The sequence below is a fragment of the Streptococcus marimammalium DSM 18627 genome, assembly GCF_000380045.1.
GTDB classification, from domain to species: Bacteria; Bacillota; Bacilli; order Lactobacillales; family Streptococcaceae; genus Streptococcus; species Streptococcus marimammalium.
On the sequence record NZ_KB904340.1, the window covers coordinates 98101 to 120289 of the forward strand.

At 32.0% G+C, this 22189-nt stretch carries 19 protein-coding genes and 1 pseudogene; 4 read left to right on the forward strand and 16 right to left on the reverse strand.

Going from position 1 to position 22189, the window contains the following annotated elements; all coding sequences use genetic code 11:
- Window positions 1-6 precede the first annotated feature (6 nt).
- From A3I1_RS0101975 to A3I1_RS0102045, 14 genes and pseudogenes are all read right to left on the reverse strand, one after another.
- Window positions 7-1974 (reverse strand): FtsX-like permease family protein, encoded by a 1968-nt coding sequence (locus A3I1_RS0101975; RefSeq protein ID WP_018369647.1) that lies wholly within the window; start codon window positions 1972-1974, stop codon window positions 7-9.
- A gap of 1 nt (window position 1975) precedes the next feature.
- Window positions 1976-2728 (reverse strand): ABC transporter ATP-binding protein, encoded by a 753-nt coding sequence (locus A3I1_RS0101980; protein WP_018369648.1) that lies wholly within the window; start codon window positions 2726-2728, stop codon window positions 1976-1978.
- Window positions 2729-3050: 322 nt separating this feature from the next.
- A pseudogene (locus tag A3I1_RS0101985) lies at window positions 3051-3350 on the reverse strand (alpha-hydroxy-acid oxidizing protein); the annotation flags it as partial.
- Window positions 3351-3356: 6 nt separating this feature from the next.
- Window positions 3357-4691 carry a methylenetetrahydrofolate--tRNA-(uracil(54)-C(5))-methyltransferase (FADH(2)-oxidizing) TrmFO gene (gene trmFO / locus A3I1_RS0101990; RefSeq protein ID WP_018369650.1) on the reverse strand — a complete coding sequence of 445 codons (1335 nt, stop codon included), beginning with the start codon at window positions 4689-4691 and terminating at the stop codon, window positions 3357-3359.
- Window positions 4692-4824: 133 nt separating this feature from the next.
- On the reverse strand, window positions 4825-6927 hold the full coding sequence (gene topA, locus A3I1_RS0101995; RefSeq protein WP_018369651.1) for a type I DNA topoisomerase: 2103 nt from the start codon (window positions 6925-6927) through the stop codon (window positions 4825-4827).
- A 93-nt stretch (window positions 6928-7020) separates the two neighbouring features.
- On the reverse strand, window positions 7021-7863 hold the full coding sequence (dprA, locus tag A3I1_RS0102000) for a DNA-processing protein DprA (protein ID WP_018369652.1): 843 nt from the start codon (window positions 7861-7863) through the stop codon (window positions 7021-7023).
- 53 nt (window positions 7864-7916) lie between these two features.
- Window positions 7917-8690, reverse strand: coding sequence for a ribonuclease HII (locus tag A3I1_RS0102005; protein WP_018369653.1), 774 nt, complete (start codon window positions 8688-8690; stop codon window positions 7917-7919).
- Entirely contained in the window at window positions 8677-9528 is an 852-nt protein-coding gene (ylqF, locus tag A3I1_RS0102010) for a ribosome biogenesis GTPase YlqF (RefSeq protein ID WP_018369654.1), read from the reverse strand. The genes A3I1_RS0102005 and ylqF overlap by 14 nt, the downstream gene beginning before the upstream one ends.
- Before the next feature lie 131 nt (window positions 9529-9659).
- Window positions 9660-10253, reverse strand: a complete 594-nt coding sequence (locus A3I1_RS0102015) for a hypothetical protein (protein WP_018369655.1) — start codon at window positions 10251-10253, stop codon at window positions 9660-9662.
- A gap of 103 nt (window positions 10254-10356) precedes the next feature.
- A complete protein-coding gene (locus tag A3I1_RS0102020) occupies window positions 10357-10695 on the reverse strand; it encodes an ATP cone domain-containing protein (protein ID WP_018369656.1) in 339 nt (112 codons plus the stop codon).
- A 165-nt stretch (window positions 10696-10860) separates the two neighbouring features.
- Entirely contained in the window at window positions 10861-11361 is a 501-nt protein-coding gene (locus tag A3I1_RS0102025) for a GNAT family N-acetyltransferase (protein ID WP_026216733.1), read from the reverse strand.
- Window positions 11362-11427: 66 nt separating this feature from the next.
- Window positions 11428-12504: an aspartate-semialdehyde dehydrogenase gene (locus A3I1_RS0102030; protein WP_018369658.1), complete on the reverse strand. Its 1077-nt coding sequence runs from the start codon at window positions 12502-12504 to the stop codon at window positions 11428-11430.
- A gap of 553 nt (window positions 12505-13057) precedes the next feature.
- A complete protein-coding gene (cls, locus tag A3I1_RS0102040; RefSeq protein ID WP_018369660.1) occupies window positions 13058-14632 on the reverse strand; it encodes a cardiolipin synthase in 1575 nt (524 codons plus the stop codon).
- A 40-nt stretch (window positions 14633-14672) separates the two neighbouring features.
- The gene (locus A3I1_RS0102045; RefSeq protein ID WP_018369661.1) at window positions 14673-16343 is read right to left on the reverse strand and encodes a formate--tetrahydrofolate ligase; all 1671 of its coding nucleotides are present in this window, start codon (window positions 16341-16343) and stop codon (window positions 14673-14675) included.
- Window positions 16344-16505: 162 nt separating this feature from the next.
- Between A3I1_RS0102045 and A3I1_RS0102050 the strand changes: the two genes are divergently transcribed.
- The 4 genes from A3I1_RS0102050 (at window position 16506) to A3I1_RS0102065 (ending at window position 20101) form a co-directional block, all read left to right on the forward strand.
- On the forward strand, window positions 16506-17192 hold the full coding sequence (locus A3I1_RS0102050) for a phosphopantothenate--cysteine ligase (RefSeq protein ID WP_018369662.1): 687 nt from the start codon (window positions 16506-16508) through the stop codon (window positions 17190-17192).
- A complete protein-coding gene (gene coaC / locus A3I1_RS0102055) occupies window positions 17185-17745 on the forward strand; it encodes a phosphopantothenoylcysteine decarboxylase (RefSeq protein ID WP_018369663.1) in 561 nt (186 codons plus the stop codon). The genes A3I1_RS0102050 and coaC overlap by 8 nt, the downstream gene beginning before the upstream one ends.
- Window positions 17735-18301, forward strand: a complete 567-nt coding sequence (locus tag A3I1_RS0102060) for an ECF transporter S component (RefSeq protein ID WP_018369664.1) — start codon at window positions 17735-17737, stop codon at window positions 18299-18301. Before coaC ends, A3I1_RS0102060 begins: the two co-directional genes overlap by 11 nt.
- Window positions 18302-18382: 81 nt before the next feature.
- Complete coding sequence (locus A3I1_RS0102065) at window positions 18383-20101, forward strand: phospho-sugar mutase (RefSeq protein ID WP_018369665.1); 1719 nt, start codon at window positions 18383-18385, stop codon at window positions 20099-20101.
- Between the two features lie 102 nt (window positions 20102-20203).
- On the opposite strand, the gene A3I1_RS0102070 is transcribed toward A3I1_RS0102065, so the two are convergent.
- On the reverse strand, window positions 20204-20818 hold the full coding sequence (locus A3I1_RS0102070; protein ID WP_018369666.1) for a lysozyme family protein: 615 nt from the start codon (window positions 20816-20818) through the stop codon (window positions 20204-20206).
- 115 nt (window positions 20819-20933) lie between these two features.
- Entirely contained in the window at window positions 20934-22184 is a 1251-nt protein-coding gene (glyA, locus tag A3I1_RS0102075) for a serine hydroxymethyltransferase (RefSeq protein ID WP_018369667.1), read from the reverse strand.
- Between the last annotated feature and the right edge of the window lie 5 nt (window positions 22185-22189).

The window sequence follows — 22189 nt, forward strand, 5'->3', positions numbered from 1 at the left end:
TACTTTTTATCTTTCAATAATTTTATAATAGGTTCGACTTGTTAGTTTGTAAATAAGGAAATAGATAATAATAATGATAGTAATGGTGATAAATGAAACAACATTTACTAAATCATCACTTGTTACTCCAAAAAGGGTTAGCATTTGTTTTAACATTACTAAAGCAACAATGAAGTGAACGATTGCCATAGCAAGAGGCATAAAGAAGACAAAGATTGTTTGAGAGTTAATTGTTTTTTTAACAGCTTTTTGACTCATCCCTACTTCTTGTAGAATTTGATAGGATTTTTTATCTTCATGACCTTCTGTGTATTGCTTATAATAGATGATAAGTGCAGCACCTAAAAGAAAACTAAAGCCTAGAAGAAATCCAGTGAAAAGAAAGCCACCGGTTAAAATATAAGCATCATCTAAATGTTCTTTTTTAGTAACGATATCACCAATAGGTTGTCCTGAATCGTTTACTAATGAATTACCTAGATTATGATTTTTTAAAGTAGCCAACTCTTCTTCTGTTAAGTCGGTGAAAACAGAATAGTAGGTTGCGTTTAAAATTCCATTACTAGATGCTTCTTTATATTTTGTTTTAATCTCATTAAAAATATTATCATTACTTACTATTAACACCCCAGAATTATAAGTAGATACAGCTGGAGGAAATTTAACTGTCTTAAAATTTTTAATATTTTTAAAGTGCTGATCAAATAATGTAATTGTTTCAAATTGACTAGTTTCATCTCGAACAAAGAAAGCTGTTTCATTATCTTTTAGTTGAGGTAAATTATTACCTAAACTACGAAAATCTTCTTGTGTTACAAGATAAATGAAAGCTAATTGGTCAAGTTTTGGATTTCTTATATCTTCTTTAGTAATAGTCAAGTTTTTACCAGCAGGGACATTGATTCCAATTAGACTTGATAAAAATTTTGGTCCTTTAATTTTTTTGTTTAATTTTTTGACAACTGATTGTTCAAATAATGGTTGTGCTTCCTCTTTTGTTTCTGCAAAAAAAGTTAGATTAGTATTTTTAGGAAAACTTTCATCAGCTAATTTTTGTGTGTCTGTGTATAAAGAGAATGTTGTTGCAATAGTAACAAAAGCCATAATAGCAAGTAAAGTAATATTTGCTAATCCAATAGCGTTTTGTTTCATTCTAAAAATCATTTGAGAAACAGTGATGAAATGTTCAGGTTTGTAAAAATAATTCTTTTGACTTCTTTTTTTCTTAAGATACCAAGTTGTAAAACTAATATAGAAAAGATAAGTACCAACGATAACTAAAATAACAGCGATAAAAAATCGTTGAAGAACTGCAATTGCATTTAATTTATTTGAACTAAGAGATAAATAATAACCAACTCCAAGGAAAATTAAACTTAGAAAGGCGAAAACTATATTGCCTTTGGGTTCTTTTTCTCCTTTTTCTCTACTTTTAAACAAAGCTAGAGGTGAAGTTTTCTTGATAAACCATAAATTGAAGACTTCAAGAATTAAAAAGATACCAAAAAAGATAAGATTAGTGAAAATGAATGGTACCACAGTTATTTTAAAAGAGGTTAACTCAATATGTATTAAATTAATGAAGACTAAATGGAGAAAATTAGAAAAAACAACACTTAGAAAACTACCCAAAATAATCAAACTGATGTAAATAATGATTAATTCTATGCTAGCAATTATACTAATTTGTGATTTTTTCATTCCCAATATATGATACAAACCAAATTCTCGACTACGTTGTTTCATTAGAAAATTAAAACTATAAATTGCCATAATGATAGAAAATATAGTTAAAACAATTGCTGCTAACGATAAGGTCATTGTTCCATGCTTCATTGTCTTGGAAGTTGGACTCAACATGATTAGAAAATTGGAACAAACCAAAGTGTACAAGACTAAACTTGCAAGCATAAAAGGTAGAAAATTATTTAGTGATTTTTTAATGTTTTGAATCGCTAATTTGAGATAAAACATCCTACTCACCTCCTAATAGGGCAGCCATAGAAAGTGAAATTTCTTTACCAAATTCTGCTGTAGATTTATTTGCACGATACATTTGATGAAAAATACGACCATCTTTAATAAATAAAACTCGTTTGGCGTGACTTGCTGCATTCGCTGAATGAGTTACCATCAAAATCGTTTGTCCTTCATTATTGATAGTCTCAAATAAATTTAGAAGATCTTCGGAATTCTTATAGTCTAATGCAGCAGTAGGTTCATCCGCTAAAATTAGTTTTGGTTGTGTGATTAAACTTCTTGCGATAGCAACTCTTTGTTTTTGGCCTCCGGATATTTCAAAAGGACGTTTATTTAAAAGATTTTCAATTTTTAGTTTAGGAGCTATAACAGATAAGCGCTTTTCCATTTCATTATGTGGAACACGACTTAAAACAAGCGGTAAGAAAATGTTATCTCTGATAGTAAGGGTATCTAAAAGATGAAACTCTTGAAAAACAAATCCTAAGTGTTGCAAGCGAAATTCAGCTAATTGATTAGATTTTATAGTAGTAATGTCTTTATTATCCATAATAACGCTACCTTTGCTAGGTTTATCAAGTGTAGCAAGAATATTTAGAAGTGATGTTTTCCCAGAACCACTTTCTCCCATAATAGCAATAAACTCACCTTTTTCAACTTTAAAATCAATATCTTGTAATGCCTTGGTTTCTTCTTTAGAAAAGCGAGTACGGTAAACCTTCTCTAAATGATTGATTTCTAAAAACATAAGTTACTCCTTTACTGATTTGATAGGATATATTACAACTGATGGTTATTGATAATATATCATAATTTTTCTATTTGTACTATTATTATAATACATAAAGAAAAAAATGAACTTACATTTTTAATAATTAACCTTACATTTTTGTAAGGTTAATTATTAATGATTTTGTAATTCTGCTACTACTTTAATTTAAAATTTGATATAATAAATAAAAACACTTGAGGAAATTTCGATCATTTACTTAAAAATCCTATTCTCAAGAAATCAAAAAACTAGGCATTGTATGCCTAGTTTTTATTATTTATTAGCATTTATTTTTCTGCTAAAGAATCATTGATTGGATTTTGTCGACGAATTTTGCTTTTTTGATATCTTCAACCGTTTGCGTGCCAGCTAGTTTTATCACAATTTTTAATTTATGGTTAATGTGATCAACTACACTTTGTGCGCCTTGTGCACCACCTAAAGCCAATCCATATAGGATAGGACGACCAATGGCAACTATGTCAGCGCCATTTGCCAATGCTTTAAAAACGTGTCAGCCACGATGAACACCACTATCAAAAACAATTGGCACTCGCTGATTCACTTTAACCGCTATTACTTTTAACACATCAAATGATGTGTTTTAAACTGTAATAAAATTTTCTAAATCTAAGAGAGCTCTCTTTGCTATTTTTTCATAACGTTCTTTTTTATCTCTAATTCTTGGACCATTTAGTTCTTTAATAATTCCAAAATTGACATTCATGGGTTGAAAATGTTTACTTTCAGCATGAGTGACATAATAAGGTAAACTTCCGATAGCTGTAGTTTGAGGGAAAATGACAGCCTCTTCATTATTGAATAATTTAGCTGCATTAATACCAGCCACAAGGCCACTTGCTGCAGATTCAACATACCCTTCAACACCAGTCATTTGACCAGCAAAGAAAATATTTGGTTTTAATCGTGATCTAAAGGTTTCTTCTAGTAAATTAGGAGAGTCCATATATGAATTACGGTGCATGACTCCATATCTGACAAACTCAGCCTTTTCTAATCCAGGAATCATCGAAAAGACACGTTTTTGTTCTCCCCATTTTAGGTGTGTTTGAAAACCAACAATATTAAAAAGGCTTCCTGCTGCATTATCCTGTCTTAGTTGGACAACTGCGTAAGGGGTCTTATAGTCGCCATCTCGCTTTCCTTTGTAGTCTTTTGGATATTCTAGTCCAACAGGTTTCATTGGTCCATAGAGCATGGTTTTTACACCACGTTTAGCCATGACTTCAATTGGCATGCAACCTTCAAAGTATTTTTCTTTTTCAAAGGCATTAAGAGGTGCTTCTTCTGCTGTAATTAGAGCCTCATGAAAAGCTATAAATTCTTCTTTAGTCATTGGACAATTTAAATAAGCTGCTTCACCTTTGTCATAACGTGACTTTAAGTAGACTTTATCCATGTTTATGGTGTTTTTGTCAATAATTGGAGCAGCTGCATCGTAAAAGTAAAAACCTTCACCCCCATTTAAGCGATGTATCTCTTTAGCTAAAGCATCAGAGGTCAAAGGTCCAGTTGCAATCACAGTAATAGTATCATCTGGAATACTAGTTATTTCTTCCCTTATAACTTCAATAAGAGGGTGATTACTAATGAATTCAGTAACACTTTTTGAAAACTCTTCTCTATCTACTGCTAAAGCTCCACCTGCTGGTACTCTTGAGTTTTCTGCAGCTTTTAAAATAACGGAGTCTAAACGACGCATCTCTTCTTTTAATAGCCCAACCGCATTAGTTAAACTATCACCACGAAGAGAGTTAGAACAAACCAATTCAGCAAAAAAGTCAGTTTTATGTTGTGGTGTTGCTTTAACGCCTCTCATTTCAAATAGTTTAACTGGGATACCTCGCTTAGCAATTTGATAGGCAGCTTCACTTCCAGCTAAACCAGCACCAATAACATTAATATAAGATTGAGACATAACACTAATACCTCTTACTAGGTTTCCCTAGTTCAAATCTTTCTGTTTTAATACATCTATTATAGCAAAAATTTTTAATCAAACGATAATTCAAAAAAAGTTTACATAATTTATTTTATGCAAACTTGAATCGTTATTTAATTTTTTCTTCTTCGTAATCACAATTTTCACTACTACAAACAACTTGTTTACCACCACCCCTGATTTTCTTTTCAACCAAATAATCATCCGATTTAGGACAATTTCTGCCAATTGGTAAGTTCCACGAAGTAAATTCACATTCAGGGTAGCGGCTGCAACCATAGAAAATACGATTACGTTTTGTTTTTCTTTCAATGACTTGACCTTGATGGCAAATTGGACATATAACACCAATTTCTTTTGTAATAGCTTTTGTGTTACGGCAATCTGGAAAGTTACTACATGCATAAAATTTGCCGTATTTACCAAGCTTAATTACCATTTCATTTGCACAAACATCACAAAGAAAACCAGCAGGTTCATCTTTAATTTGAATTTTTTCAATTTCTTTTTCTGCTTTAACAAGTTCTTTTTCAAATGGTTTGTAAAAACTGTCAATCACCTTCTGCCATTGTTCTTCACCAACTTCAATTTGGTCAAGTTTTCTTTCCATTTCAGCAGTAAAAGTTACATCAACAATATCAGGGAAAAATTCGACAATTAAACTATTAACAATCTCACCAAGTTCAGTAGGCTCAAATCTTTTTGCAGAGAGTTTAACATAGTAACGTTTTTGAATAGTCTCTAAAGTAGGGGCATAGGTAGATGGTCTACCAACTCCATTTTCTTCTAAAGTTTTAATTAAAGTTGCTTCAGAAAATCTTGCCGGTGGTTGTGTAAAATGTTGTTCAGGGCTAACTGAAACTTTTTTAACGACTTCTTTTTCAGCCATTTCAGGTAGCATCTTATTTTTATCAGAATCATTGTAGACAGCTAAGTAGCCATCGAATTTAACTTGGCTACCATTAGCAACAAAGGTAACACCATTTTGTGAAAGTTTGACTTTTACGGTATCAAAGAGAGCTGGTTTCATTTGGCTAGCAACAAAACGATTCCAAATAAGTGTATAAAGTTTTAATTGGTCTTTGTCTAAATATTTTGCAATGCTTTCTGGTGTATGGGTGACACTTGATGGGCGAATTGCCTCATGGGCATCCTGGGCACTGCTAGCATTTTTTACTTTTTGATTGTGTTTTGAATAATGACTTCCATAGCGCTCAGTAATTAATTTTGCTGCTTCTACTTGTGCAATTGGACTGATACGTGTTGAATCAGTACGCATATAGGTAATTAGTCCTTGATGGCCAGCTGGACCTAAACTAAGCCCTTCGTAGAGTTGCTGAGCAACCATCATTGTTTTTCGTGTTCTAAAATTAATCTTGTTAGCTGCATCTTGTTGAAGTGAAGACGTTGTATAAGGCGTAGGAGCATTTCTTCTTCTCTCTTTTTTCTCAACTTTATCAACAACAAAGTCATTTCCTTTAAGTCGTTTTAAGACTTCTTTAACAGTTTTATTATCTTTAAGTTTTAATTTATCACCATCAAGACCATAAAAATTGGCTTGAAATTTTTTATTACCTTTTTTAAAGATACCCTCAATAGTCCAGTACTCTTCAGGAATAAATGTTTTTATTTGATTTTCACGATCAATAATAAGTTTTAATGCTATTGATTGAACACGTCCTGCTGATAATCCTTTTTTGACTTTTTTCCAAAGAATTGGAGAAATAGAATAACCAACAATACGGTCAAGAACCCTTCTTGCTTGTTGGGCATCAACTAAGTCCATATCAATTTTTTTAGGATCTAAAAAGGCATTTTTAACTGCTTCTTTGGTTACTTCATTGAAAACAACACGATTCTTATCATCTTCTTTTAAATCAAGAATATGAGCTAAATGCCATGAAATTGCTTCACCTTCACGGTCTGGGTCACTTGCTAGATAGACTTTTTTAGCATTTTTAGCTTCTTTTTTAAGAGAATTAATCAAGGGACCCTTACCACGAATGTTAATGTATTGTGGCTCATAGTTGTTATCAAAATCAACTGACATACTTGATTTTTTTAAATCGCGAATATGTCCGACACTGGCAACCACTTTATATTGACGTCCAAGATATTTTTCAATTGTTTTTGCTTTAGCTGGAGACTCAACTATAACTAAATTTTTTTTAGCATTAGTTTTTTTCTTTTTTGTTTTTATTGTTGTAGGCATACTAGACTTCCTTATTTTTTATCAGCAACTAGCATAATAAACCTTTTTTTTTCACCTGTCAATAAAAAAAGTCTTTCTATAGGAAAACAGCTTTTAATTTTGATACTCTAAAATAACATCTAAACCCGTAGTGATGCACTTTGCGCCCTCTTTTATTAGTCTATGACAACCTTCTGATTTACCATCCATTACGTTACCAGGTACAGCAAATATATCACGCCCTTCTTCCATTGCTCTTTCACAAGTAATTAAACTTCCAGAACGTAATTTTGCTTCAAAAACAATTACTCCTTGGCTGAGTCCTGCAATAATTCTATTTCGTTCTGGGAAATGATAACGTAAGGGTTGTGTTTTTGGTTCATATTCTGAAATAATCAAATGATTCTTAGTAAGATACTCTTGTAATAATTTATTTTCTTTTGGATAATAAACGTCTAAACCTGTCCCTATTACTGCAATTGTTTTTCCACCATTTTTTAAAATTGATAAATGGGCAGCCGTGTCAATCCCTTTAGCTAGTCCACTAACAATGACAAAACGATTACCAAGTTCTGAAATAATTTTACTAACAGTTCTAATGCCATTTTGACTAGCCATTCTAGCACCTACAACAGCAATTTTTGAATAAGAAAGTAGTTCAATATTTCCTTGATAAAATAATAAAACTGGAGGATTATTTATATTTTTTAAAGCTTCTGGATAATGATCATCAAGAATTGATAGTGTTGGAAATTGATAAAAACTTTTTTTCAATTCTTGATGGTTAATCGCTTTATAAGCTTGAATAAACTGACTAGCAATTTTAACACCAGAAATCACAGCAATTTTTTTTATTGATAATTTTTCGTTATGTTTTTTCTTATAGTCAATTAGATTTAATAACTGTCGGTTTGTTAAGCCGGCTTTTTTTAATTTAAAAAGTTCAAAATTATTCATATTCACCTCTTCTAACTGACTATTCGAAAAAAACCAGCCAAAAAGACTGATTCTTAAAATGAATTATTAAACATCGATTTAATAGGCTCAAAACTTTTACGATGGATAGGAGTTATTCCATGATTTTTTATAGCATCAAGATGTGTTTTAGTGCCATAGCCAGCATTGTTAACAAAATCATAAGCAGGATATTGAATGTGATAGTCACTCATTAGTTGATCTCTTGTTACCTTGGCAACAATTGAAGCAGCAGCAATTGATAGGCTTTTAGCATCTCCTTTAATAATCGCTTCTTGTGGAATATCACAATCAAGTGACATAGCATCAATTAGAAGAAAATCAGGAATAGTATCTAATTTTGAAACAGCATCAAGCATGGCTAACTTACTAGCTTGGTAAATATTGATGTCATCAATAACATTATTGTCAATAATACTAATTCCAATTGATAAAGCCTTATCCATAACCAACTGGTAAATAGCTTTATGCTTTTTTTTTGGAATTTTCTTACTATCATTTAATCCATCTATAATAGTGTTTATAGGTAAAATAACAGCTGCAGCAACAATAGGACCTGCTAAAGGGCCACGTCCTGCTTCATCAACACCGCAAACAAAAGAAAAACCCTTTTGATAGAGATTTCTTTCATAAGATAGCATTTGTTCAAGTCGTTTAAGCTCATCTTTTTCTTGCTTTATTTCTTTTCTTTTTTTCTGAATAAGATTTTGGACACCAATTCGCTTATCATCTGAAAATTTTTGAAATATTGGATCATCTATTTCATTGATAGGTGTTAAAAGAGACTTAATTTCTTTAATTGTTAACATCAATATCCTCAATTCTATCCAATGTATAAGTGCCTAATCGCCCATCTCTGACTTCTTGAACAAATAAACGATAAAATCTATCATAATCATCACGATAACCAAGTTTTATTGTCATTGTGATGATGATTTCAGGTGATTCATCTTTCAACGAAATTCCCTTAAAGCGTTCTTTCAAACGCTCAGGATAATGCGTTTTAAAAAAATCAAGTCCAAAAATAGTTACATCGTCCATTGGTAATAACGTATCTTTAATAGCACCAGTTAATGCTAATTTAAGTCCTATTAAATTATCTTCAAATTTTGGCCATAAAATACCTGGAGTATCTAAAATCTCTAACTCCTTATTTGATTTCAACCATTGTTGGCCTTTTGTGACACCGGGTTTATTGCCTACGACCGCTATTTTTTTTCCTGCCAAACGATTCATTAAAGTTGATTTACCAGCATTTGGTATCCCAACAATCATAGTTCTTAAAGTTTCTTTTTGAATGCCTCGTTCTTTTAAACGACTGATTTTATCTGCCATTAACTTTTTTGCTGCTTCAGTCACTTTTTTGACAGTTGCCTGTTCTTTAGAATTAATAGCTAAAGTTGTGATTCCTTGTTTTTCAAAAAAAGTTTGCCATTCTTTAGTTTTGTTAGGATCGGCTAAATCAGATTTATTTAAAATTAACAGTCTTGGTTTGCTACCAATAATTTTTGATAGCATTGGATTTTGGCTAGAAAAAGGTAGTCTTGCATCAACTAAAATTGTTACAAAATCGACAAATTTGATATTTTCTTGCACTTGTCTCCTTGCTTTTGACATATGGCCAGGAAACCATTGAATAATTGCCATAAAATATTTCCTTTCACTATGTTAAGACTTTTACTTATCTATTTTAACATACTTTAATTGCTCGCATAGTCTTTATTTTAAGTAATAAAGTTAAAGAAAAATCATTAGAAAATCTAATGATTTTTAAAATATTACTTAGTTGTGCTAAAACTATATAGTATATCAATCCAGTAGCTATCAACAAATTCTTTAGAACCCTCAATGCCAAAGAAATAAATAATACCATCATGTTCAAAAAGATTAACTGATAGAACCTCTCCAGTTTCGTAAGTAGCAACATTTTGATAGACTTTGTCTTGAAAATCATCGTAATGAAATAATTCTAGGTTTTTCAAATCCTCATCTTCTTGTAAATACTTTGCAATGTTATCTGCAGCTATTTCTGCAGTAAAGTTTTCCTTTTCTTTTTGGGTTAATTCTGAGGTATCAATAATATTTAGGGTGATAATATTTTTTCCAGTCAGATCAGAATACTGTATATCATCACCGTCTGGATTACTTATATCAGAAAAAGAAATAAAATCTTCAGGAATATTGTAATAACCAACACGCTCATCTCCAGCTTTTTGAGTTAATTTAAGAGTTTTTTTAGTAGCTTTTTCAGAGGTGTTTTCTTCCTTCTTAGAGAGAACTTCTTCAATTATATCGGATTCTTTGTTACTTGAGCAACCGAATAAACCAAAAAGACCAACAGCAACTAGGCTAGTTAATAAAATTTTTTTCATAAGCAATCCTTTCTTTGTTTTAAAAATAAGAGCTAAAAAATATTTACATACAATTAACTCCATTGTAGCGTAAAAAACCTTGTCTGGCAAGGTTTTTTATATCTTATAAAATTTGCTCAAATCTTAAGTGAACATTAATATGATCTTCATAGCCGTTTCTTTCAAGGTCACGTTGTAAACGATAAGCAATATAACGTTCAGCAATCTTAATGTATCCTGCTTCAATCAAGCGATTTTCAACTAGAGATTGTATCATATTGATGGTTGGGCGTTCTACTTGTGCTTCCTCTAAGTCTATCACGACTTTTTTAGTGACTTGAGCAAGTTTTTGTCTCAAATCTTCATCCAAAGCGTACACAGTTTGTGCAGCTTTTAAAATAGCTTGATAAATTTTATCTGGATCAAATTCAGTAACTTGCCCATTTCGTTTGATAATTTGCATAGAAACCTCTTTTCTATTCATAAGGAAAGGTATTTGTTATTAATATTATCTAGATCTTAAGTGGTTTTGTCAAGCTATATTGTTTATTTTTCAATAATAATTGATTTCATAATTCTAAGTAGAAAAATAAAATTTTTTAAATAAAAAGTAATTATATAATTATTTTTATACACTTCTCTCAAAATGACATTTATATCCTTGAGTGTTATCAAACCAATTTGGAACAGTTTTAGATAGAACAAATCCCACTTTCTCATAAAATGGAATTCCCATTTGATTATTTTCAACCACACTAACAGCTTGTTTCTTGATAGCATAATGTTCTTTTTGATAAGCAGTATAAACTCTTAAAAGCTCTTTACCTATACCTTTTTGTTTAAACTCAGGGTGAACATATAAAGCATAAATAAAACCAGTATCACTTTCACATCCACCACAAATACATCCTAATATCAAACCATCTTTTTCAGCAACCATATATCCATTAAAGGATTGATTTTTCGTTAATACTTCTTTATGAAGTCTTTCTTCATTATAAAATTCTTCAATCACACGTTGTATATAGGCTTTAGAGTATAATTTGTCATAAGTAATTTTCCAAGCTTCTATTAAAAGTTTTTTCATTTCTAAAACATCATTTGGTGTTGCAAATCTAACAACTAGCATAGGCATAATTCTCCTTAAATAGATATATTAAAATATAATATAAATTAGATGGTCGTTTAAAAAGCACTAAATTAGCTCAAATAAGAGTTCTTTTGTTGGATGAACCAACCCTTGTTCGTGTAAGCTCTTAGCAATTTGTACTGAGTTCCATGCAGCCCCTTTTAGGAGATTATCTGAAACCACCCACATATGAATACCATTTTCAATATCAAGATCACGACGAATACGACCAACAAATGTTTCAATTTTACCAATAGCATTAATAGCTTGTGGATAAATTTGTTCTGATGGATTATCTTCTAAAACAATACCAGGGAATTCAGAAATTGCCTTTTTAACGGCTTCAATATCTGCCACATTTTTTGTTTCAATATAAACTGACTCAGAATGTGCTGAAAGTACCGGAATACGAACACAAGTTGCTGATACTTTAATAGCATCGTCTTCCATGATTTTTTTGGTTTCTTTTGTCATTTTCATCTCTTCATAGGTATAATCATTATCAGTGAAAAGATCAATTTGTGGCAAGGCATTAAAAGCGATAGGGTAATGCTTTTTATCACCTCCAGAAGGTAAAATGGTAGCCTCTACTTCTTTAACAGGTATTTCTTCATTAAGAGCTTCCTTTAATTGTTTTTTTGTTTCTTCCATTGCTTGTGCTCCTGCACCTGAAACTGCTTGGTAGGTCGAAACGATAATACGCTCAAGTCCCCATTCTTGTCTAATAGGTTCTAAGGCCATCATCATTTGAATGGTCGAGCAGTTTGGACAAGCAATAATACCATGATGATCATTAAGGGCATGTGCATTAACCTCAGGAACAATTAAAGGGACATCTGGATGTTGACGATAATAAGAAGTGTTATCAATCACAACTGCCCCTGCTTTAACAGCGTAAGGAGCAAATTTTGCGGATGTTTTACCCCCGGCAGAGAAAAGGGCAATATCAACACCATCAAACGAGTTTTCAGTTGTCTCTTCAACAGAAATGGATTGCTCCTTAAATAAGAAGGTTTTACCAACAGAACGCTTTGACGCTAATAATCTTAAATTCTTGACAGGTAAACTTGATTTTTCCAGCATTTTAATCATTTGTTGTCCTACAGCACCTGTAGCACCAACAATTACAACATTGTAAGCCATATTATTCCTCTTTTATTTCATTTCATGATGTTATTCTTCTATCATACTATTTTTTTACGGTTTTGAATAGTTATAATGTCGTTTTTAAAGAAGAATGAAACTTTTTAGAATAAAAAGAATACCTCAAGTCTTCTTTAAATAATCTTAGTTGTTTTTTCTTTTTAGGAAATAAGCACCAAAACTGAAACTTAACTTCAATTTAATATGGAAGTTATGATGAACAAAGCTAAAGATATTTTTACTGGAACATTCAAAATGTCAATAAAACTGGAAAAATTTTCGATATTACCTATGATGATTAAATCTTTCTCTCAATTATTAAAATACTCAGCTTAGATTAGACTAAGCTGAGTATTGTTTAATAAAAAAATCCCTCTCCAAACGGAAAGGGATTAGGGCACTTTATCAGTGTGAAAAGACGGTTCACACATCTTTTCAAAGTCCGCTACTGCGTTAATGACTTCCCTGCGCAAAAATGGTTTCGAAAAACCATTATCGACTCATCGCATAAATTAATTATACCTTAAATGTCTTACTGTGTAAAGAAAGCTGTTTATAAAAGTGGTGCAATTAATTTTATTATAAAACCAGAAGCTCTTACAAAAATATTTTCACTATTTAAGGATTCAATTGTTATTTTCTTACTTTTGCTGAGTGTTTTTTGAAAATCATCTTCAATAGCACTAATACTTTTCGTTTGATACATGTAGGTGGCGCATTCAAAATGATGATAAAGGCTTCGATAATCCAGATTAATAGTTCCTACTACTGCTTTATTATCATCACTAACAAAGTTTTTAGCATGTACAAAACCTGGTGTAAACTGGTAAATTTTAACACCAGAATCAATCAAAGATGGAAAATAACGTTTGGCTAGGATATAGGGGATTTTTTTGTCTGGAATGCCTGGAACAATAATTTTGACATCAACGCCTCGTTCTGCAGCAAATTTTAAGGCATGTTCTAATTCACTGTCTAAAATGAGATAAGGTGTCATTATGTGAACATATTCATTGGCATTATTTAAAATATCAATATAAACATTTTCACCAACTTTCTCATTATCAAGTGGTGAATCTGCATAAGGAATAACATAGCCTTCATGGGAACTTTCATTAATTTTATTGGGTAATAAGTAATTCTTAACATTGTCAGTTTTATCATATGTAGCCCACATTTGTAAAAACATTAGAGTGTAAGAGCTGACAGCTTCTCCCTTCACCATTATTGCAGAATCTTTCCAGTAGCCATATTTATTAACAAGGTTGATATATTCATCAGCAAGGTTAACACCTCCATTAAAAGCCACTTGATTATCAATGACTAAAATTTTACGATGATCTCTATAATTATAGTAGGTTGATAAAAATGGAGACATTGGAGCAAATGAACGTGCCTTGATACCAATTTTTTCCAATCTATTTTTATAGTCAGGCGATAAGGTTGAGTATTCAATCATACCATCATACATGACCCTAACTTCAACACCTTCTTTGACTTTTTCTTCCAATATCGCTAAAATTTCACCCCACATAATCCCTTCATCGATGATAAAGTATTCCAAGAAGATAAAGTTTTTTGCCTTTCTCAACTCTTCTTTTAGGGCAATAAATTTTTTCATACCACTTGGAAAATAAGTGATGTCAGGATTTTTATAAATAGCATAGCCACCACGTCTGTTAAGGTATTTAGCTAGATTGTAGGTAATGAGGTGCTCTTTTTTTAGTTCAGCTAAAATATCTGATTTTTGATGGAAATAGGGAGAAACTTCTAAAATGGATTCTTTAATACGTTTTTTAAGTTCCCGATAACCCAAATCATTTTTTGTATAGATAAGAAACATGGCTCCAGGTATTGGAAAAGGAAAAATCACCAAAAGCCAAGTGATAATAGAAGTTGTGTCCATCTTGCTATTGACAAGAAAAATAACAGCTCCTGCAATGACAAGCGTTTCAATAATTTTTAAAGGGATACGAAAATCTTCTAATTTGAGAAAAAAGAAATTGATAAGAGCAATTTGTAAAAGAATGAGAGCAAGAAAGAGTGTGAAGCGACTAAAAACCCCTCTTAAAATACCTCTTTTACTTTTATCAAGTAATTTTACGACAGTATTTTTTTGATCTCTCATTATTTATCCCCTTCTTTTACTTTTACAACTTTAAAAATGTCTAAAATAAGCCTAGTGCAACACCATCATCAGTAACATCCATATTTAAAGCTGCCGGTTGTTTAGGTAAACCAGGCATAGTTAAAACATCACCAGTAAGGGCAACAATAAATCCCGCCCCAATTTTGGGAACTAATTCTCTAATAGTAATTTCAAAATCTGTTGGTGCACCAAGAAGACTTGGATTGTCAGAAAAACTATATTGTGTTTTAGCCATACAGATTGGTAAGTTATCCCAGCCATTTTGTTTTAGTTCATTTATCTGAGTTTTAGCCTTGGCTGAGAAAGTGACTGACTTGCCACCGTAAATATTAGTGACAATCTTAGTTACTTTTTCTTCAATAGTGTCAGAAATATCATAAAGGCCTTGATATTGACCAGGCTGTTTGTCAATTAAATTAACAACGGTATTGGCTAAAGCCACTCCTCCTTTTCCACCATCAGCCCATACTGTTGCTAACTCAACAGGGACATCAATCTTTTGGCAGAGGTTTTTTAATGTGTCAATTTCTTTTTCGGTATCTGACACAAAACGGTTAATGGCTACAGTTACAGGTACACCGAATTGACGCATATTATCAACATGGCGCTCTAAGTTAGCAAAACCTTGAGTAAGGGCTTCAATATTTTCTTTTTCTAAATTATTTTTTGCTACCCCTCCATGCATTTTCAAAGCACGAAGTGTTGCAACTATAACAATAGCATCTGGTGCTTTAGGTAGTTGTGGTACTTTGATATCTAGGAATTTTTCAGCTCCAAGATCGGCTCCAAATCCTGCTTCTGTTACAGTATAATCTGCTAAACGAAGTGCTGTTGAGGTTGCTAAAACAGAGTTACAACCATGTGCAATATTAGCAAAAGGACCACCATGAACAAAGGCTGGAGTACCATAGATGGTTTGAACAAGATTAGGCTTTAAAGCATCTTTTAGGATTAGGGTTAAGGCACCTTCTACTTTTAAATCACTAACAAAAACAGGTGTTTTATCCGATTTATAACCAATCACAATTCTACCTAATCTTGCTTTTAAATCCGAAAGATCTGTAGCTAAGCATAAAATTGCCATAATTTCACTTGCTACTGTAATATCAAAGCCGTCTTCTCTTGGAATCCCGTTAAATGGACTTCCAAGACCTACAATGACCTTTCTAAGCGCGCGATCGTTTAAATCAACAACACGTTTCCAAATAATACGACGTTGATCAATGCCAAGTTCATTACCTTGTTGCAAGTGGTTATCAATTAAAGAGGAAAGTGCATTGTTTGCTGTTGTTATAGCATGCATATCACCAGTAAAATGAAGATTGATATCTTCCATAGGAAGCACTTGCGCATAGCCACCTCCTGTTGCACCACCTTTGACACCCATGACTGGTCCCATTGATGGTTCCCGAAGAGCAATCATTGTTTTTTTACCAATTTGACTAAGAGCATCTGCTAGCCCAATGGTAACTGTAGATTTTCCTTCTCCTGCTGGAGTAGGGTTAATAGCTGTGACTAAAATAAGTTTTCCTAGTGGATTTGATTTAACAGCTTTAATTTTTTTAAATGATAATTTCGCCTTATAATTGCCATAAAGTTCAACATCATCAGGTGTAATATTAACTTTATTGATAATATCAGTAATTGGTTTTAAAGGGGTGCTTTGAGCGATTTGAATATCAGTTTGCATAGAAGTCTCCTCTTTTATTTTATAATATTAGTATACCAAAACCACTTAAAAAATACATGCTTTTGTTTTAAATATGCTGATAGACACCAAGTATTTTAAAATATGTTGAAAGGATAGTAACAAATCATTTACCTATTTGCTTTTTTTGTGTAAAATACTCATATGAGAATTTTAGTTACTTCTGGTGGAACCAGTGAAAAAATCGATAGTGTTCGTAGTATTACTAATCATTCAACGGGAACATTGGGAAAAATAATTACTGAGGAATTTTTAAGTAAAGGAGATAGTGTCACTTTAGTGACCACCAAATCTAGTGTCAAACCCAAGTTTCATCCCAGATTAGACATTGTTGAAATCTCTGATGTTGCAAACCTTATTAAAACTATTGAACCACTTGTTAAAACACATGATGTCATGATTCATAGTATGGCAGTTTCTGATTATACTCCTCTTTATATGGCTGATTTTGATACTGTTAAAAATACTAAACAATTAGATAGATTTTTAGAAAAAGTTAATTCTCAAACAAAAATCTCATCTAACTGTGACTATCAGGTTCTGTTTTTAAAAAAAACACCCAAAGTTATCAGCTTAATTAAACAATGGAATTCCTCTATTTGTTTGATAGGTTTCAAATTATTAGTTAATGTCTCAAAAGATGTATTAATTGAAACTGCAAAAAAAAGTTTGTTAATAAACCAAGCTGACTATATTTTAGCAAATGATTTAGACAACATCACCCCAGAAACTCATCATGCTTATCTAGTTTCAAAAACAAACATATATGAAGCTAATACTAAAAAAGAAATTTCTCAATTAATTTATGAAAGGGTGAAAAAAAATGTCTAGTTCTTTTTATCCAACAATTACTTTAGCTGTAACTGGTAGTATTTCAGCCTATAAGGCAGCTGATTTGATCAGTACACTTAAAAAACGTGGATATAATATTCAAGTGTTAATGACTGAAAAAGCCACTCATTTTATTACACCATTAACCTTACAGGTTTTGTCTGGTAATCAAGTTTATTTAGATATTATGGCTGAAGATGATCCAAGATATGTCAATCACATTGAATTAGCAAAACAAACAGATTTATTACTTATTGCACCTGCTAGTGCTAACACGATTGCAAAATTAGCCAATGGCTTGGCAGATAATATTATAACTGGGACTATACTTGCTCTTCCTTTAAATGTTCCAAAATTATTTGCCCCTGCAATGAACACTAAAATGTATGAGAACCCAGTTACTCAGAAGAATTTACTAACTTTAAAAGAGTTTAACTTCAAAGAAATCTCTCCTAAGTCATCACTTCTAGCTTGTGGTGATGTCGGAAAAGGTGCTTTAGCTGATTTAGATACTATTATTACAAAAATTGAGGAGTATTTTAATGAAAAATAAAAACAAGTCACAATTTACCGCCACAATTGCCATCTTTTTTGCAATTATGCTTATGATTCATTTATTGAGTTCTTTGATTTTTAATTGGTTTCCACTTCCGATTAAACCTACTCTTGTTCATATCCCAGTAATTATTGCCTCCATTATTTATGGTCCTAAAATTGGAAGTATATTAGGGGGATTAATGGGACTTATGAGTGTTATAACTAATACGTTAATCATACTACCAACAAGCTATTTATTTTCACCTTTTGTTCCAAATGGGAATTTTTCTTCTCTAGTAATAGCTATTTTACCAAGAATTTTAATTGGTGTTTTTCCTTATTTTATTTATAAAGTTATAAAAGGTAGAGTAGGTTTACTAGTTGCCGGTGGTATTGGTTCTCTAACAAATACAATTTTTGTTCTTACCGGTATTTTTATCTTATTTTCATCAATTTATGATGGAAATATTCAAAAATTACTAGCAACTGTTATTTCTAGTAATTCTATTGCTGAATTAATCATTGCTTCATTTATGACCAGTATCATTATACCTAGAATTGAAAAAATCTAAAATTTATCACGGGTAACCGTGATTTTTGTTTTTAAACATGTTATAATTAAAGCGTTTAAATACATAGAAAGAGGTAAAAACATGACTTATGATAAAAAATTTAAAAAATGGTTAAATGAACCAACTCTTCCAAAATATTTACAAAATGAATTACTTTCAATGGATGAAAAAACAAAAGAAGATGCTTTTTATACTAATCTAGAATTCGGTACAGCTGGGATGAGAGGTCTCATTGGTGCTGGAACTAATCGAATTAATATCTTTGTTGTCCGTCAAGCAACAAATGGACTTGCACAACTTATAGAAGAAAAAGGGTTAGAGGCTAAAAATCGTGGTGTTGCTATAGCATATGATTCTAGACATTTTTCTTATGAATTTGCAAAAGATGCAGCTAGTGTTTTAGCATATCATGGTATAAAATCTTACCTCTTTGAAAGCCTTCGTCCAACACCAGAATTGTCCTTTGCAGTTCGTCATTTGAATGCAGTTGCTGGTATAATGATTACAGCAAGTCACAATCCAGCACCATTTAATGGGTATAAAGTTTATGGCGAAGATGGAGGACAAATGCCACCAGCTGATGCTGATTCTTTAACAAATTATATTCGTGCTATTGATAATCCTTTTAAAATTGCTATAGCTGATTTTGAAGCTCAAAAAACAAATGGCTTAATTCAAATCATCGCTGAGGATATTGATAGTGAATACCTTAAAAAAGTAAAAACTGTTACCATTAATCAACAACTAATTGATAAATATGGAAAAGACATGAAAATTGTCTATACTCCTCTTCATGGTACAGGTGAAATGCTTGCTCGTCGTGCTTTAGCACAAGCTGGATTTGAATCTGTTGCAATTGTTGAGAGCCAAGCAACTGCTGATCCTGAATTTTCTACTGTCAAATCACCTAATCCTGAAAGCCAAGCTGCATTTGCTCATGCTGAAAAGCTTGGTGATGAAATTGGTGCAGATGTTTTGATTGCAACTGACCCTGATGCTGATCGCTTAGGTGTTGAAATTCGTTTGCCTGATGGCAGTTATCAAAATTTATCTGGTAATCAAATTGGTGCACTTATGGCTAAATATATTCTTGAGGCTCATAAGCAAGCAGGAACTTTACCTGATAATGCAGCTCTTGCTAAATCAATTGTATCAACTGAATTAGTAACTAAAATAGCAGAAAGCTACAATGCCACTATGTTCAATGTTTTAACTGGCTTTAAATTTATTGCTGAAAAAATTCAAGAATTTGAAGATTTTGGCAAATATACTTATATGTTTGGTTTTGAAGAGAGTTTTGGCTACCTTGTAAAACCATTTGTACGTGATAAAGATGCTATTCAAGCTGTTTTATTAATCGCTGAAATTGCTGCCTATTATCGTTCAAGAGGATTAACCCTTGCAGATGGTATTGCTGAAATTTATCAAGAATATGGTTACTTTTCAGAGAAAACTATTTCAATAGAACTTTCTGGTGTTGATGGTGCTAATCAAATTAAGGCAATTATGAATAAATTTCGTGAAAATACACCAACTACTTTTAATCAAATAGCGATATTAAAAATTGAAGACTTTAAAAAACAAACTGCTACCGATAGTGATGGCAATGTCACATCACTCTTAACACCTCAAAGTGATGTGTTAAAGTATACTCTTGCTGATGATTCTTGGTTTGCAATTAGACCTTCAGGTACTGAACCAAAAATAAAACTTTATATTTCTACTGTTGGAAATACGCTTGAGGATACTAAAGCAAAAATTGATGCAATTGAAGCTGAAATTAAATCATTTATTAGCTAATAAAAAGTAACTACTACTTTACTTCAATTCTAATTTATTCTTATTTTTCGCTTATATTGAATTACTAAAAAAATAGACTTGAATAATTATTCAAGTCTATTTTTAATTATATTTGAAAAATTTTACTAATTTAATAAGATAAAGATTCATTTGAACTTGTTTAGCATAATAACTGTTACCACCATTTCGATAAAGCTTACCATCACCATAAAACAATGAAACAATAGTGAAGTAATCATAAGTCTCTTTAGAATGATTTCCTAAACTAGGTGCAACAACATCCCTAGAGTATATTTTAGCTAATTCAATGGTATTAACACCACCATTTTTTGAAATGTATGAAATATAGGATTGGCCAAAATTATAGGCTTGAATAGCAGTCCAAACATCAACTTTTTCTTTTTTTGCGATTATTAAGTTTTCTGATAAAACAGCAACACCTTGTCTAATGCTTTCTTTATTATCTGTGATTGATCCAACTTTTCCTGTAGAGCTTTCACTGGATTGCATTACATCACCTTCACGACCTTTAGTTTCAGTGTAAATCATTGCCAAAATAAGATCTTCATTTGCAGGCGTATCATTTTCAGCTAAAACTTCTCTTACCATAGTTCGATAAAACAAAACAGTTTTAACATTACGATAAACGGTTATGGAATGGTAGCCAATAAAAAGACACAAAAGAATGATGACAATTCTTCTAATTTTTTTAATCATCTTTTATTTTATCTTTCTTTAAATCCTCATAAGATTAATCAAGCGACATTCCATTTTGAAGTTGAAATACTATAAAAGAATGAATTGCATTAAAGTCCTACCACATTCTTCTTATTTAGTATAAAGGGAAAGCATCAGTTAGTGCTTTAATTTCAGCCTTAACATCATTTAAAATTGTCAGATTATCATGATTTTCTAGAGCTTTAATCATGAGTTCTGCAATTTTAATACTTTCTTTTTCACCCATACCTCGACTAGTAATAGCTGGTGTTCCAACTCTAATACCAGATGTCTTAAATGGTGATAATGTTTCAAAAGGAATAGAATTTTTGTTGAGTGTAATATTAACTTCTTCTAGTACGTTTTGTGCTAATTTTCCGTTTTCAATCACCTTAGTGACATCAACTAGGAAGAGATGATTGTCAGTGCCACCTGAAATAACACGGAAATTCTCATTTTGTGCAAAAACATTAGCCATAGCTTTTGCATTTGCCACAACATTTTTAATGTAAATCTTAAATTCTGGATCAAGTGCCTCTTTAAAAGCGACTGCTTTTGCAGCAATGACATGTTCTAACGGGCCCCCTTGAAGACCAGGAAAAATGGCTGAGTTAATTTTCTTAGCGATAGCTTCATCATTAGTTAAAATCAAACCACCTCGAGGCCCTCTTAATGTTTTATGGGTTGTTGATGTAACAACATGAGCATAAGGCATTGGGTTAGGATGATATCCAGCAGCCACTAATCCTGCAATATGAGCCATATCAACAACTAGATAAGCATTAACACTATCAGCAATTGCTCGGAATTTTTCAAAATCTAAAATTCTGGAATAGGCAGAAGCACCAGCAACAATTAATTTTGGTTGATGTTCGATCGCTAACTTTTGCAATTCCTCATAGTCAATCATTTCAGTGTCAGGATTAAGTGAATAAGGAACAAAATTATAGGTTTTACCAGAAAAACTTACTGACGCACCATGAGTTAAATGCCCACCAGCAGCAAGATCCATTCCAAGAACAGTATCTCCAGGTTCAATTAAAGCCATATAAGCACCTGCATTGGCTTGGCTGCCAGAATGAGGTTGAACATTGGCAAATGATGCACCAAATAGTTCTTTTGCACGTTCAATAGCTAAATTTTCAATAACATCAACAACATCGGTACCACCGTAGTAACGCTTTTCAGGATAACCTTCTGCATATTTATTGGTTAAAATAGTGCCTTGTGCTGCCATGACTGCTTTTGAAACGACGTTTTCAGAAGCAATCAGTTCAATATTATTTTGCTGGCGCTCCTCTTCTTTGACAACGGCATCCCATATTTCTGGGTCGAAGGCTTTGTAATCTTCTTTATCAAAAATCATAACTT

What these genes read in the sequence shown, in the direction of transcription:
- A3I1_RS0102030 (WP_018369658.1), bottom strand. Translation starts at nt 12,504, where the DNA reads ATGGCTTACAATGTTGTAATTGTTGGTGCTACAGGTGCTGTAGGACAA.
- ylqF (WP_018369654.1), bottom strand. Translation starts at nt 9,528, where the DNA reads ATGGCAATTATTCAATGGTTTCCTGGCCATATGTCAAAAGCAAGGAGA.
- trmFO (WP_018369650.1), bottom strand. Translation starts at nt 4,691, where the DNA reads ATGTCTCAATCTTATATTAATGTTATTGGTGCTGGTTTAGCTGGAAGT.
- A3I1_RS0102015 (WP_018369655.1), bottom strand. Translation starts at nt 10,253, where the DNA reads ATGAAAAAAATTTTATTAACTAGCCTAGTTGCTGTTGGTCTTTTTGGT.
- A3I1_RS0101980 (WP_018369648.1), bottom strand. Translation starts at nt 2,728, where the DNA reads ATGTTTTTAGAAATCAATCATTTAGAGAAGGTTTACCGTACTCGCTTT.
- topA (WP_018369651.1), bottom strand. Translation starts at nt 6,927, where the DNA reads ATGCCTACAACAATAAAAACAAAAAAGAAAAAAACTAATGCTAAAAAA.
- A3I1_RS0102025 (WP_026216733.1), bottom strand. Translation starts at nt 11,361, where the DNA reads ATGCTAGTTGTTAGATTTGCAACACCAAATGATGTTTTAGAAATGAAA.
- A3I1_RS0102020 (WP_018369656.1), bottom strand. Translation starts at nt 10,695, where the DNA reads ATGCAAATTATCAAACGAAATGGGCAAGTTACTGAATTTGATCCAGAT.
- A3I1_RS0102005 (WP_018369653.1), bottom strand. Translation starts at nt 8,690, where the DNA reads ATGTTAACAATTAAAGAAATTAAGTCTCTTTTAACACCTATCAATGAA.
- glyA (WP_018369667.1), bottom strand. Translation starts at nt 22,184, where the DNA reads ATGATTTTTGATAAAGAAGATTACAAAGCCTTCGACCCAGAAATATGG.
- A3I1_RS0102060 (WP_018369664.1), top strand. Translation starts at nt 17,735, where the DNA reads ATGAAAAATAAAAACAAGTCACAATTTACCGCCACAATTGCCATCTTT.
- coaC (WP_018369663.1), top strand. Translation starts at nt 17,185, where the DNA reads ATGTCTAGTTCTTTTTATCCAACAATTACTTTAGCTGTAACTGGTAGT.
- cls (WP_018369660.1), bottom strand. Translation starts at nt 14,632, where the DNA reads ATGAGAGATCAAAAAAATACTGTCGTAAAATTACTTGATAAAAGTAAA.
- A3I1_RS0102045 (WP_018369661.1), bottom strand. Translation starts at nt 16,343, where the DNA reads ATGCAAACTGATATTCAAATCGCTCAAAGCACCCCTTTAAAACCAATT.
- A3I1_RS0102065 (WP_018369665.1), top strand. Translation starts at nt 18,383, where the DNA reads ATGACTTATGATAAAAAATTTAAAAAATGGTTAAATGAACCAACTCTT.
- A3I1_RS0102050 (WP_018369662.1), top strand. Translation starts at nt 16,506, where the DNA reads ATGAGAATTTTAGTTACTTCTGGTGGAACCAGTGAAAAAATCGATAGT.
- A3I1_RS0102070 (WP_018369666.1), bottom strand. Translation starts at nt 20,818, where the DNA reads ATGATTAAAAAAATTAGAAGAATTGTCATCATTCTTTTGTGTCTTTTT.
- dprA (WP_018369652.1), bottom strand. Translation starts at nt 7,863, where the DNA reads ATGAATAATTTTGAACTTTTTAAATTAAAAAAAGCCGGCTTAACAAAC.
- A3I1_RS0101975 (WP_018369647.1), bottom strand. Translation starts at nt 1,974, where the DNA reads ATGTTTTATCTCAAATTAGCGATTCAAAACATTAAAAAATCACTAAAT.